This is a genomic window from Komagataeibacter swingsii (assembly GCF_003207895.1).
Taxonomy (GTDB): domain Bacteria; phylum Pseudomonadota; class Alphaproteobacteria; order Acetobacterales; family Acetobacteraceae; genus Komagataeibacter; species Komagataeibacter swingsii.
The window spans coordinates 92,251-103,759 of sequence record NZ_NKUB01000003.1; the positions used below are offsets into that span (position 1 = coordinate 92,251).

At 66.4% G+C, this 11,509-nt stretch carries 13 protein-coding genes; 2 read left to right on the top strand and 11 right to left on the bottom strand.

Annotated elements, in window-relative coordinates; genetic code table 11:
- Window positions 1–13: 13 nt before the first annotated feature.
- The 4 genes from ispG to CFR76_RS03865 form a co-directional block, all read right to left on the bottom strand.
- The gene (gene ispG, locus CFR76_RS03850) at window positions 14–1,174 is read right to left on the bottom strand and encodes a flavodoxin-dependent (E)-4-hydroxy-3-methylbut-2-enyl-diphosphate synthase (protein WP_110555928.1); all 1,161 of its coding nucleotides are present in this window, start codon (window positions 1,172–1,174) and stop codon (window positions 14–16) included.
- Window positions 1,175–1,306: 132 nt separating this feature from the next.
- Window positions 1,307–2,455, bottom strand: coding sequence for a helix-turn-helix domain-containing protein (locus tag CFR76_RS03855; RefSeq protein ID WP_110555929.1), 1,149 nt, complete (start codon window positions 2,453–2,455; stop codon window positions 1,307–1,309).
- The gene (locus CFR76_RS03860) at window positions 2,452–3,531 is read right to left on the bottom strand and encodes an NAD(P)H-dependent flavin oxidoreductase (protein WP_408884350.1); all 1,080 of its coding nucleotides are present in this window, start codon (window positions 3,529–3,531) and stop codon (window positions 2,452–2,454) included. The genes CFR76_RS03855 and CFR76_RS03860 overlap by 4 nt, the downstream gene beginning before the upstream one ends.
- 5 nt (window positions 3,532–3,536) lie before the next feature.
- Window positions 3,537–4,790 (bottom strand): aspartate kinase, encoded by a 1,254-nt coding sequence (locus tag CFR76_RS03865; protein WP_110555930.1) that lies wholly within the window; start codon window positions 4,788–4,790, stop codon window positions 3,537–3,539.
- Between the two features lie 157 nt (window positions 4,791–4,947).
- On the opposite strand from CFR76_RS03865, the gene ubiG reads away from it, so the two are divergent.
- Window positions 4,948–5,697: a bifunctional 2-polyprenyl-6-hydroxyphenol methylase/3-demethylubiquinol 3-O-methyltransferase UbiG gene (gene ubiG, locus CFR76_RS03870; RefSeq protein ID WP_110555931.1), complete on the top strand. Its 750-nt coding sequence runs from the start codon at window positions 4,948–4,950 to the stop codon at window positions 5,695–5,697.
- 34 nt (window positions 5,698–5,731) lie between these two features.
- Here the strand turns inward: ubiG and CFR76_RS03875 are convergent, their stop codons facing one another.
- The 5 genes from CFR76_RS03875 to CFR76_RS03895 all read right to left on the bottom strand — a co-directional run bounded on the left by CFR76_RS03875 (window position 5,732) and on the right by CFR76_RS03895 (window position 9,176).
- On the bottom strand, window positions 5,732–6,961 hold the full coding sequence (locus CFR76_RS03875; RefSeq protein WP_110555932.1) for a lactonase family protein: 1,230 nt from the start codon (window positions 6,959–6,961) through the stop codon (window positions 5,732–5,734).
- Window positions 6,962–7,007: 46 nt separating this feature from the next.
- Window positions 7,008–7,529, bottom strand: a complete 522-nt coding sequence (locus tag CFR76_RS03880) for a DUF2147 domain-containing protein (RefSeq protein ID WP_110555933.1) — start codon at window positions 7,527–7,529, stop codon at window positions 7,008–7,010.
- Between the two features lie 68 nt (window positions 7,530–7,597).
- Window positions 7,598–8,056, bottom strand: a complete 459-nt coding sequence (locus tag CFR76_RS03885) for a DUF1178 family protein (protein ID WP_110555934.1) — start codon at window positions 8,054–8,056, stop codon at window positions 7,598–7,600.
- 23 nt (window positions 8,057–8,079) lie between these two features.
- Window positions 8,080–8,340: a glutaredoxin 3 gene (gene grxC, locus CFR76_RS03890; RefSeq protein ID WP_110555935.1), complete on the bottom strand. Its 261-nt coding sequence runs from the start codon at window positions 8,338–8,340 to the stop codon at window positions 8,080–8,082.
- Between the two features lie 71 nt (window positions 8,341–8,411).
- The gene (locus tag CFR76_RS03895) at window positions 8,412–9,176 is read right to left on the bottom strand and encodes a ComF family protein (RefSeq protein WP_110555936.1); all 765 of its coding nucleotides are present in this window, start codon (window positions 9,174–9,176) and stop codon (window positions 8,412–8,414) included.
- 56 nt (window positions 9,177–9,232) lie between these two features.
- On the opposite strand from CFR76_RS03895, the gene CFR76_RS03900 reads away from it, so the two are divergent.
- Window positions 9,233–10,096, top strand: a complete 864-nt coding sequence (locus CFR76_RS03900; protein ID WP_110555937.1) for a methyltransferase domain-containing protein — start codon at window positions 9,233–9,235, stop codon at window positions 10,094–10,096.
- 15 nt (window positions 10,097–10,111) lie between these two features.
- Here the strand turns inward: CFR76_RS03900 and moaA are convergent, their stop codons facing one another.
- On the bottom strand, window positions 10,112–11,143 hold the full coding sequence (gene moaA, locus CFR76_RS03905) for a GTP 3',8-cyclase MoaA (protein WP_110555938.1): 1,032 nt from the start codon (window positions 11,141–11,143) through the stop codon (window positions 10,112–10,114).
- Between the two features lie 12 nt (window positions 11,144–11,155).
- Window positions 11,156–11,377 carry a DUF3553 domain-containing protein gene (locus CFR76_RS03910; protein ID WP_110555939.1) on the bottom strand — a complete coding sequence of 74 codons (222 nt, stop codon included), beginning with the start codon at window positions 11,375–11,377 and terminating at the stop codon, window positions 11,156–11,158.
- Window positions 11,378–11,509 lie beyond the last annotated feature (132 nt).

The following is an 11,509-nucleotide window of genomic DNA, read 5'->3' on the forward strand; positions in this document are numbered from 1 at the left end:
GCGCCGCGTATCCTCAGTCTGCGGTGGACATGGTGGCTTCGCGGGCCATTTCCTCGGCGGGGGTATTGTGGGCGTCGGCGGCGGCAAGCTGCTCCACCTTCTTTTCCACCAGATCGACAATATGCTCGATCATGTCGCCCGCGGGCATGGTGTGGTCCTGCTTGCCGGCGGAATAGACCATGTGGCGGCCCGAACCGCCGCCGGTCACGCCGATATCGGTCATCAGCGCCTCACCGGGGCCATTGACCACGCAGCCGATGATGGACAGCGTCATGGGCGTCTTGATATGCGCCAGCCGGTCTTCCAGCGTCTGCACGGTCTCGATCACATTGAAGCCCTGACGCGCGCAGGACGGGCAGGAAATGATCTTCACGCCACGGTGGCGCAGGCCCAGCGACTTCAGGATGTCCCAGCCGACCAGCACTTCTTCTTCCGGCTCGGCGGAAAGCGAGACGCGCATGGTGTCGCCCACGCCCGCCCACAGCAGGTTGCCCAGCCCGATGGAGGACTTGACCGTGCCCGCGCGCTTGCTGCCCGCTTCGGTAATGCCGATATGCAGCGGGTGGTCGCATACATCGGCCAGCTGCTGGTAGGCCGCGACCGCCATGAATACGTCGGATGCCTTCACGCTGATCTTGAATTCATGGAAGTCATGGTCTTCCAGGATCTTGGCGTGTTCCAGCGCGCTTTCCACCAGCGCGTCGGGGTTCGGCTCGCCATATTTTTCCAGCAGGTGCTTTTCCAGCGAACCGGCGTTGACGCCGATGCGGATGGAGCAGTTGTGGTCCTTCGCCGCGTTCACGACTTCACGCACGCGCTCGGCGCTGCCGATGTTGCCGGGGTTGATGCGCAGGCACGCCGCCCCCGCCTTCGCGGCCTCGATGGCGCGCTTGTAGTGGAAGTGGATGTCCGCCACGATGGGCACGTTCACTTCACGCACGATTTCGGCCAGCGCCTTCGTGCTGTCCTCATCGGGGCAGGAGACGCGCACGATATCCACGCCCGCCAGTTCGGCGCGGCGGATCTGCGCGATCGTGGCCTCGGCGTCGGTGGTCAGGGTATTGGTCATGGTCTGGACCGAAACCGGGGCATCACCACCGACCGGCACGCTGCCGACATGGATCTGCCGCGACTTGCGACGTTCGATGTGCTGATAAGGACGATAGCTGCTCATTATGTGCCCTCCAGATAAGGCGGCGGTTTGTGCCCCGGCCCGCCGTAGCGGCGGCGTGGCACGGCCCGTGGTTCTGTTACATGCCGGTTTCCGGCATGGCGACCATCAGGGGACCATGCCGTAAAGACCATTCTACTCCGGATTGATGTGCTGCGGGAGGGGCGGAGAGAGAATATTGCCACTTCCCGTTGCCGGTGTCGCGGCCGTGGCCGATGGATCGGCCATGGGCGAAAGTGCGGGCGGATGGATGACGGGTGCGGGGCTGGCATGCATGACTGACCCGTCCGCCACGGCTGCGGGGCTGAGGGGAATGTTGTGCCGGACTTCCCCATTACGGCCCAGCGGCTGTGTCGTGACGCCGCCTGCCACCAGTGTCAGGCCACCCGCATTGCCAACCGTCAGCACGAGTCCGGTCTGCTCCGGCGGGGTCTGCCATGTCTCGCCGGGCTGCATCGTATGGTCGTACAGCACCGGGCCACCGGGCTTGCGCACCTGCACCCATGTCATGGCGGTCGCGTTCAGGGTCACGCTGTCCGCCGGGGTGGCGGGCTGCGCGGCTGCCGCGGCCTGCTGGGCCAGCACGTTACGGTCCTCGCCCATTTTTTCCAGCGGCTGCATGGGGGTGGCCGGGACGGGTTCGGCCGGCGCGGCCTGCGGCATGGGGGGCGGCGCGCCGGTCAGGGCTTCACGTTCCTGCGGGGGAAGCGGCTGCGGCGGCGGTTCGGGCCGTTCATCAGCCGGTGGCAGGACGGACGCCACCTGTGGCGACGCGGTGGTGGTGGATGATGAAAGCCCCGGCAGCGTCAGCTTGCCGGGAATGTCATGGCCCAGCCCGTCCGTGCCGGTCAGCCTGTACCAGCCGACATAGGCGCCCACCAGGATGACGATGCCGCAAAGCAGCAACACCCCGGTCGGCAGGCTCCGGTCGGGCAGCGGCACGGGAAAGGACAGTTCGGCCCGCCGGGTGAACGCGCCCCGGCTTTCGACCTTGAAGCGTTCAACCAGTTGCTCGGCTTCCAGGCCCAGCGCCTTGGCATAGGTGCGCAGGAAGCCCACGGCATAGGCGCTGCCGGGCAGTTCGCCCGGGTGGCCTGCCTCCAGCGCCTCCAGATACGGCAGGCGGATGCGCAGCCAGGCCGCGACATCGGGCAGTTTCCACCCCAGTTCCTCGCGCCGCGCACGCAATATGTCCCCCACCGATGCGATGGGTGTCGTGCCGGGTGCCGGGGCTGTCGCGCCCTGTGCGGGCTTGGGGCGGAAAATGCGTTTGCCGTCGGTCATCCGTAGCGTGCCCTCTCCTCCTGGCGGATCAGGGCGTCAATGGCCTGATCGACCAGCTCCTTGATAATTTCAGCGACCGGCTGCTCGCCCGTGATCATGCCAACCGACTGCCCCGCCATGACGGAACCGTTTTCGACATCACCATCCACCACAGCCCGGCGCAGCGCGCCAGCCCAGAAATGTTCGATGTCCAGCTGGGCGGCTTCCTTGGTCAGTTCGCCTGCCTGGAAACGGCGCAGCGTCTGTGCCTGGTGCTGGAGGAAATTGCGCGTGCCCGCGTTGTTCAGCCCGCGTACCGGAATGACCGGGAAGCGTTCGTCAAGCTGGACGGAGGTCACCGCGTCGCGCGCGTTGGCGCGGATGAAGGCTTTCTTGAAGTTCCCGTGCGCGATGCTTTCGCGTGACGCGGCAAAGCGCGTGCCAAGCTGCGCGCCCGACGCCCCCTGTTCAAGGTAGGACAGGATGGCGTCGCCGCGCCCCAGGCCGCCGGCGACGAATATCGGTACGTCATGGATATGCGGCAGGATTTCCTGCGCCAGAACGGTCAGCGAGACGGGGCCGACATGGCCGCCCGCTTCCGATCCCTCGATCACCAGCGCATCGACGCCAAGGCGCACCAGGCGCTTGGCCAGCACCAGCGCGGGCGCGAAGGCGATGACCTTCGCCCCCCCTTCCCTGATGGCGCGAATCACCGGGCCGGACGGGATGCCGCCGGCCAGCACGACATGGGTGATGCCTGCGTCAAGGCACACGCGCACGAGTTCATCAAGCTGCGGGTGCATGGTGATCAGGTTGACGCCGAACGGGCGGGTGGTCAGCGCCTGCGTCGCCGCGATTTCCTCGGCCAGGCGCGCGGGTTCCATCGCGCCGCAGGCCAGCACGCCAAAGCCGCCGGCGTTGGAAATGGCGGAAACAAGGTTGCGTTCGCTGACCCATGACATCGCACCCGCCAGCAGCGCGTATTCGCTGCCAAGGAAGCGCGTGCCACGCCCCCACAGGTGGTCAAGCCGGGCGCGGGCCTCGGCCCGGCGCGCGGGGTCCGCCAGGGGGGACGGCGCGGTGTCTGGCCTCTCCACCACGCTCACGCCGCGTCAAGGCCATAGGCGGTGTGCAGGGCGCGCACCGCCAGTTCGGTATATTCGGCCGCGATCAGCACCGAGACCTTGATCTCGCTGGTGGAAATGACCTGCACGTTGATGTTGCGTTCGGCCAGCGTGCGGAACATCGTGCTGGCGACACCGGCATGCGAGCGCATGCCGACACCCACGACACTGATCTTCACCACGCCGTCATCGGTCTGCAGTTCCGTGAACTGGATGGCGTCCCGGTGGCTTTCCAGCACGGAAATGGCGCGCGCCAGATCGGTCTTGCCGATCGTGAACGTCATGTTGGTCATCCCGTCGTCGCCCGTGCTCTGGACGATCATGTCCACGTTCACGTTGGCGTCGGCCAGCGGGCCGAACACCGCCGCCGCAATGCCCGGGCGATCGGGAAGCTGGCGGACGGAAATCTTTGCCTCGTCCCGGGAGTAGGCAATTCCGGCGACCTGTTCCTGTTCCACGATTTCGTCCTCATCCACGACTAATGAACCGGGCAGATGCCCTTCCGACGGTGCAGGGCCATCGGTGAAACTGGACAGCACCTGCACCCGCACGCGCTCCTTCATCGCCAGTTCCACGCTGCGGGTCTGCAGCACCTTGGCCCCTACGGACGCCAGTTCAAGCATTTCCTCATAGGTAATCTTGTCCAGCTTCCGTGCCTTGGTAACAATACGGGGGTCGGTTGTATAGATTCCGTCCACATCGGTGTAGATATCGCACCGGTCCGCCTTCAGCGCCGCGGCCAGCGCCACGGCCGAGGTATCGGACCCCCCGCGCCCCAGCGTGGTGATGCGCCCGTCCGGGCCGATCCCCTGGAAACCGGCGACAACCGGCACCTGCCCCGCCTGCATGCTGTCGATCAGGTTCGCGCCGTCTATGGATACGATACGCGCCTTGCCATGCGCGTCGTCCGTGCGCAGCGGGATCTGCCAGCCCAGCCATGACCGGGCATTGATGCCGAGTTTCTGCAGCGCGATGGCCAGGAGGCCGCTGGTGACCTGCTCCCCCGTTGCAACGACGGTGTCGTATTCACGTTCATCATGCTGGGGCGAGAGATCGCGGCAGTAGCCGACAAGGCGGTTGGTCACGCCGGACATGGCGGAGACGACAACGGCAACCTCGCACCCGGCCTCGACCTGTTTCCGGACTTTTTCCGCGACGGCACGAATCCGGTCAAGATCGGCGACGGACGTGCCGCCGAATTTCATCACGATCCGTGGTACGGTAGGGGACATCGGAATAGTGGCTCCATTATGGCTCGGGCTTCAGCATATCCGGAGTGCGGCCCTGTTGGCCAATCCGGGGCATTGCGGTTATGCGCAAGCCGCGTCACATACATCTCCCCAGCTTCCGCGTCCAGCGGGAGAAAGCCAAATGAAAGGCGGTGCACCCATGCAGCATCACGATTCGCCCGTTCTGTCGGCAGATTCCGTCGCCCCCGAGGAGATCGCCCATTTCAGCGACCTCGCCGCCCGGTGGTGGGATCCGGCCGGCCCGATGCGCCCCCTGCACGCCATGAACGACCTGCGCACGGGCTGGGCCATGCGCCACCTGCCCGCGCCACGGGCGGATGACGGTGCGCGCCGCACGCTGCTGGACATTGGCTGTGGCGCGGGACTGGCCAGCGAGGCCTTCGCCCGCGCGGGATTCGACGTGACCGGGCTGGACGCATCGCAGGCGGCGATCACGGCGGGCAGGCTGCACATGCGCCACCATCCGCTGCCCCCGTCCGCGGGCACCCTGTCCTACCGTTGCGGCAGTGCCGAGGAACTGGTGGCCGAAGGCGCGCGCTTCGACGCGATTTCAGCGCTGGAAGTGATCGAGCACGTGACCGACCCGGCCGCCTTCCTGCGCATGCTGGGGGGCCTGCTGCGGCCCGGCGGGGTGCTGGTGGTCTCGACCATGAACCGCACGTGGCGGTCCATGGCCATGGCCAAGATCGGGGCGGAATACGTCCTGCGCCTGCTGCCGGTGGGCACGCATGACTGGCGCAAGTTCATCACGCCTGCCGAAATGGGGCAGTACGCGGCCCATGCGGGCCTGCGCATAACCGATATCGCGGGCATGGTGCCCGGCCTTGGCGGCTGGCGTGAAAGCCGCGACATGGCGGTAAACTACATCGCGGCGATGGTGCGCGACTGAACGCCACGCCCCCGCCGACAGGGCTGGCCCGGCGTCAGATCGTGTTCATGAACGCGAATGTGGTCGGGCTGCCCACGGGGGTGAAGTTCCATGTGAAGTCCAGCACCCCGGTCTGGGCATTGACCTTGAATGATGTCACGGAATCACTGCGCTGGTTGGCGCAGAACAGGTAGGTGCCGCTGGGGTCGAACATCATCGCGCGGCCGTAATCGGCATGCATCCAGATTTCCTCGACCAGGTTCAGCGTGCCGTCGTCATTGACATGGAAGCTGGCCAGCGAATCACCCAGCCGGTTCGACACGTACAGGTATTTGCCGTTGGGCGAGAGCAGGATGCCCGCCGCCAGCGTGCTGCCCCGGAAGTGCGGGGTGACGGTGCTGACGGTCTGCTGGGGCACGATTTCGCCCGTCTGGGGATTGAAGGTGGCGGCGACCACTTTCGAATCCTGTTCGCCCAGGATGTAGATCATCGTCCCCTTCTCGTTGAAGGAGAAGTGGCGCGGGGCCGATCCCGGCGTCATGGAAATGAACGGCGTCCTGGCCGGAACCAGCCGGCCCGTATGCAGGTCCAGCGTCCAGACATACACCCGGTCCAGGCCTGCGTCGCAGGCCAGCACGTAGCGGCCCGACGGGTCGGACGCCACCATGTGCACATGCGCGCTGGAATGATCGCTTATGGCGAAGTTGCCCGGCGGGTTGTCCGCCGCGCGGTCGGGCATGCGCGGGCCGGTGTTGTGCACCACGTCCGTCGGGTCGCCCAGGCTGCCATCGGGGTGGATGGGCAGCACGCCCACCGAGCCGCCCATGTAATTGGCCACCAGCACGTATTTGCCCGATGCATGCACGCTGAGATGCGCGGGCACGGCCCCGCCCGAGCGCACGACGTTGAGCTTGGTCAGTTCCCCGCTGGTGCGGTTGACGGAAAACGCCGTGACGCAGCCCTCGCCATTGGCGTTGAAGTCGTTGATTTCGCTCAGGGCGTACAGGTGCCTGAAGTCAGCGGACATGGCCATGAAGGATGGGCTTGCGATATCCACATAGGTCATGAGCGGCGAAAGGCTGCTGGTGTCGGGGTTCATCTCGAACACCGAAATCCCCTGCCCGTTGCCTGCGCCGCCGGGCGGCCCGTGCTGGGTATAGCCACCGATATAGCAGATGGTGCGTGGCCTGGTCGCAACCTGCGCCACGGCGCGGCGGGACAGGGCGGGCACGCTGGCGGCGGCCAGTGCGGTGGCGAACGCACGGCGGGAGATATTGCAGCTCATGGAATAAGGATCATCCCCATTGGTTGAGAATTGTTTTCTGGGGCCTTCAGGGCAGTTTGCACGCCGGGCCAATCGTGCCGGTATAGCGGGTCCACGTCTCGGTTTCACCAAATAAAGGCACGGCCACGAAACCGCGCAGCTTCAGGTCCCCCGATTGGGAAACCCACAGCTTGGCATGGTAGACATGTCCGGTATCGGGATCGGTCACATGGCCGTTCCAGTGCCCCGTGTCCTTCGGGTCGGGTGTGAAGCCGTTGAGCATGGGCAGGTTGCATTCCGGCTCGCCCCGCTTGTCGCGCGGCATTTCGGTCGTGTAGCGCACGCCGGCCAGCTTCCCGCAGATCTCGTTCCCGCAGTGCGAAATCTCGAATACGCCGTCATGGTCCTTCGTCATCCACCGGCCGATGATGTCCGGCTCCGCCTCGGCGGCGCGGGCGGCGGGCAGGCTGGCAGCCCCGGCCGCCATGGCGCATAAGGCGGCAACCGCGCCCGTGGCCAGCCAGCGCCCGATGCGCCCGCCCGCCCGCCCGGTCTGGCGCGTACCATTGTGGCTTTTGCTGTCGTGCATTTCCAATCGTTCCCCCACATGGCGCGTGACGCGGCGGTGTGTTCGCGCCGCGCGCTTGCGTGTTCCCTCTAGCTGTCGGCCCGGCGGACCCACGGGATGGCGTGTACCTCCACCCCTTCCTCGTCCAGTTCGGCCTGTTCCCGCGGCGTCATGCTGCCATAGATGCCGCGTGCCTCGCTCCTGCCGTGATGCATGTCCAGCGCTTCCCTGGCAAAGCGGTCGCCCACGTCGTCGCAATGTTCCTCTACCGTGTGGCGTATTTTCTGTAACAGAGCGATCATGGCGTCGGGCACTCCCCCGGACGCATGGCCGGGTGGCGTGGCGGCGGGTTGCGGTGATGTATCCTTTGCCTGCCGGGGGCCTGCGGTATGGACCGCGGGCGCCATCAGCGCGCGCGTGACAGCCGCCGACCCGCATTGCGGGCATGACAGCAGGCCGCGCGTGGCCTGCTGCTCGAATGCGGCGCTGCCGGGAAACCACCCTTCGAATTCATGGCCTGCGTTACAGCGTAGCTGGTACCGGATCATGCCCTCTCCGTCCGTATGCCGTGTCAGCCCCTGCCCAGAAGCGCATCAAGCTTGCCTGTCCGTTCCAGCGCCACCAGGTCATCACAGCCGCCAATGGGGGTATTGTCGATGAATATCTGCGGCACGGTGGTGCGCCCACCCGACCGGCGGATCGATTCCGCGCGTTCGGGCGTGCCGTGCGGGGCATTGATTTCGTTGAAGGGCACCCCCTTGTGCGCCAGCAGGCGGACCGCATGGATGCAGTAGGGGCAGCCCGGCTGGGTGTAGATGTCAATAGACGGCATTGAACCTTCGCCTGTTCTGTTATGTGCCCACCGGCCATGACGGCGGAGCGGGTCCGGGTTTCCAGTTTATCCTATAGTTGTTCGTGCTGGCCACAGGCACGCGCGGCGGCCAGTACGTCAACCCGCGCGGCCCCTGCACGCAGCAGGCTGCTGGCGCAGGCCGCAAGTGTCGCGCCCGTGGTCATGACGTCATCCACCACGATGACATGCCGCCCCGCGATGGCGCGCAGGCGGTGGCCGCGCACGCCGATCACGCCGTGCATGATGGCCTGCCGACTTGCCCTGTCCTGGCCTTTCTGCGTCGGGGTGGCCCGCAGGCGCTCAAGCCCGTCAGGCAGGACGGCCGCCCCCGTCTGTCGCGCCAGTGCGCATGCCAGCAGGGCCGCCTGGTTGTAACGCCGGGCGAACAGGCGGACTCGGTGCAGCGGAACCGGTATGAAAATGCTGTCCTTTTCCACCAGTCCCCGTGAAGCCGCCGCCATGTAACGCGCCAGCAGCGCCGCATTTTCCGTGCGGTCCGCATATTTCAGCGGCAGGATCAGCCGACGCGGCAGGTCGTCATATACCATTGCCGCGCGGCCCTCGCGCCATGGCGGCGGGTTTTCGGCGCATGTGGCGCAGGTCAGCGTGGCGCCGCCCGCCGCGCGGGATGGAAACGGCAAGGCGCAGCAGCGGCAGTATGGTGAGGTGATCAGGTGCAACTGGCCAACACAGGTCGCGCATAACAGTCCCGCCTGCATGACATCGGCCCCGCAGGCAAGGCAGCGTGGCGGGAAGAGCGTATCCAGCAGGCGGGCGCCGGCCTGTCGCCACCACGGGGATGCATGATGGTTCATGCCGTTCACGTGATCGTGGGCTTGGCAGTTGCGGGGCAAGGCGGCACATCGGGGGGATGAGCATGGATGTGCCGCAGATATTTGACCGCCACGCCGTGCGCCTGCACCGTGACCGTGCGGCCGCAACGCTCGGCCAAGTCCGGCCCGTGCTGGCGGAGGCGGCCGACCGCCTGCTGGACCGGCTGGATGATGTCACCCGCCCTTTTCACGCGGGCCTGGACATAGGCGGGCGCGGCGTCGTGGCGCAGGCGCTGCGCGCCCGTGGCGTCGCAACCGTCACGACCGACCTCTCGCGGCGCATGTGCGCGGCCGATGCGGGGCCTGCCGTGTGCATGGATGCGGAATGGCTGCCCTTCGCGCCCCACAGCTTCGACCTTGTGGTGGCCTGCCTGTCGCTGCACTGGGTCAATGACCTGCCGGGCGTGCTGGCGCAGGTGCGCAGCATACTGGCCCCCGACGGGCTGTTCCTGGCCTGCATGCCGGTGCTGCCTACGCTGGGGGGGCTGCGCCATGCGTTGATGGAAGCCGAAATGGCGCAGCGCGGCGGGGTTTCGCCGCGTATCTCCCCCTTTCCGGGGGTGCGGGACTGCGCGTACCTGCTGCAGCGCGCGGGGTTTGCGCTGCCGGTGGTGGATGCGGATGTAATCCACCTGTCTTATCGCACCCCCATGGGCCTGCTGGCCGACCTGCGTAACGCGGGGGAGACGAACGCCCTGCGTACGCGGGCGCGGGGGCTGACGCACCCGGCGCTGCTGGCCGACGCGCTGGGCCGCCTGCCCGTGGGCGAGGACGGCAGCCTGGATCAGGACCTGCACGTGGCGATGATGACAGGCTGGTCCCCTGCCCCGTCCCAGCCGCAGCCCCTGCGTCCGGGGCAGTTCGGCATGAGCCTTGAGGATGCGTTGCGCGGAACGCCGTAACATGCGTGCGGGCCTTCAGCCGCCGGTGACGCTCATGTGGCGCGTGATCCGGGCGGGGTCGTTGGCATCGCGTCCGATCAGGAAGTCATGCCCGCGCGGCTTGCGCAGGATGGCGGCGCGGACATGGTCCATCATTTCCATATCATCCGCCCCGGCGCGCAGCGGCGCGCGCAGGTCGGTCGAGCCTTCATGCCCGAGGCAGGTAAAAAGCCGCCCGGTGCATGACAGCCGGACCCTGTTGCAGCTATCGCAGAAATTATGGGTCATGGGGGTTATGAAACCGATCCGGCGCCCGGTTTCGGCAATGCGGGCGTAACGCGCGGGGCCGCCGGTGCGGTAGGCCAGCGGCTCCAGCGTCCAGCGCTGTTGCAGGTCACGGCGCGCGTCCGATAATGGCAGGTAATGATCGGTCCGGTCCTCGCCGGTTTCCCCCATGGGCATGGTCTCGATCAGGCACAGATCCGCGCCGATTTCGCCGCACCATGCGATCAGGGTATCGAATTCATCCGCGTTCACGCCCGCCATGGCCACGGTGTTGATGCGGATGTCCAGCCCCGCTTCCCGCGCCGCGCGGATACCCTCCAGCGTGCGGGTCAGGTTGCCACGCCGGGTAATGCGCCTGAAGCGGTCGGGATCGAGCGAATCAAGGCTGACATTGACCCGGCGCACCCCACAGGCGCGCAGGCCGTCGGCGAATTCGGCCAGCCGGCTGGCATTGGTGGTCAGTGTCAGTTCATCCAGCCCGGCCTGCCCGTCCGGACGGTTTAGCCACCCGCCCATTTCCCGGAAGAAATCCATGACATCGCGCCGTACCAGCGGCTCGCCCCCCGTCACGCGCAGCCTGCGCACGCCATGCCGGATGAAGGACGCGCACAGCCGCCCCAGTTCGTCCAGCGACAGGATTTCCGCCTTGGGCAGGAAGGTCATGTCTTCGGACATGCAGTAGATGCAGCGCATGTCGCATCGGTCCGTGACCGATACGCGCAGGTAGGTCAGCAGGCGGCCATGGGAATCCGGCAGCGGGGCGTTCAGCGGGATGACATTCATGCGGGCGATCCCTTACGACAGCGCGGTCAGTTGCACGACCGTGGCGTCGACCAGTACCTTGCCCGCGTGGGGAAACGTGACCGTGACCCGGTGCCCGACGGCGGACTGCACCTGCCCTTCGCCCCATTCCGGGTGATCGGGGTGGCTTACGAGTTGCCCCGGCACAAGAAATGAACGGAAGGGAGGAGTGGCCATTATATCGCGCTGTTCCTGCATGGGGATCATGACCGGCATATCGGACCGGTGCGGGTCTTATTAAACCCCATGGCCTGGCATTCAACAAAAAACAGTCTGCATCGGGCGATCCGCCGCATCCATGCATCGTTCTGGATAACATGGAAAAGTTTTTGGTGAAGCTTTTTTCAA

Excerpts from the sequence above, each read along its gene's own strand:
- ispG (WP_110555928.1), bottom strand. The coding sequence starts at position 1,174 with ATGAGCAGCTATCGTCCTTATCAGCACATCGAACGTCGCAAGTCGCGG.
- CFR76_RS03855 (WP_110555929.1), bottom strand. The coding sequence starts at position 2,455 with ATGACCGACGGCAAACGCATTTTCCGCCCCAAGCCCGCACAGGGCGCG.
- CFR76_RS03865 (WP_110555930.1), bottom strand. The coding sequence starts at position 4,790 with ATGTCCCCTACCGTACCACGGATCGTGATGAAATTCGGCGGCACGTCC.
- ubiG (WP_110555931.1), top strand. The coding sequence starts at position 4,948 with ATGCAGCATCACGATTCGCCCGTTCTGTCGGCAGATTCCGTCGCCCCC.
- CFR76_RS03875 (WP_110555932.1), bottom strand. The coding sequence starts at position 6,961 with ATGAGCTGCAATATCTCCCGCCGTGCGTTCGCCACCGCACTGGCCGCC.
- CFR76_RS03880 (WP_110555933.1), bottom strand. The coding sequence starts at position 7,529 with ATGCACGACAGCAAAAGCCACAATGGTACGCGCCAGACCGGGCGGGCG.
- CFR76_RS03885 (WP_110555934.1), bottom strand. The coding sequence starts at position 8,056 with ATGATCCGGTACCAGCTACGCTGTAACGCAGGCCATGAATTCGAAGGG.
- grxC (WP_110555935.1), bottom strand. The coding sequence starts at position 8,340 with ATGCCGTCTATTGACATCTACACCCAGCCGGGCTGCCCCTACTGCATC.
- CFR76_RS03895 (WP_110555936.1), bottom strand. The coding sequence starts at position 9,176 with ATGAACCATCATGCATCCCCGTGGTGGCGACAGGCCGGCGCCCGCCTG.
- CFR76_RS03900 (WP_110555937.1), top strand. The coding sequence starts at position 9,233 with ATGAGCATGGATGTGCCGCAGATATTTGACCGCCACGCCGTGCGCCTG.
- moaA (WP_110555938.1), bottom strand. The coding sequence starts at position 11,143 with ATGAATGTCATCCCGCTGAACGCCCCGCTGCCGGATTCCCATGGCCGC.
- CFR76_RS03910 (WP_110555939.1), bottom strand. The coding sequence starts at position 11,377 with ATGCCGGTCATGATCCCCATGCAGGAACAGCGCGATATAATGGCCACT.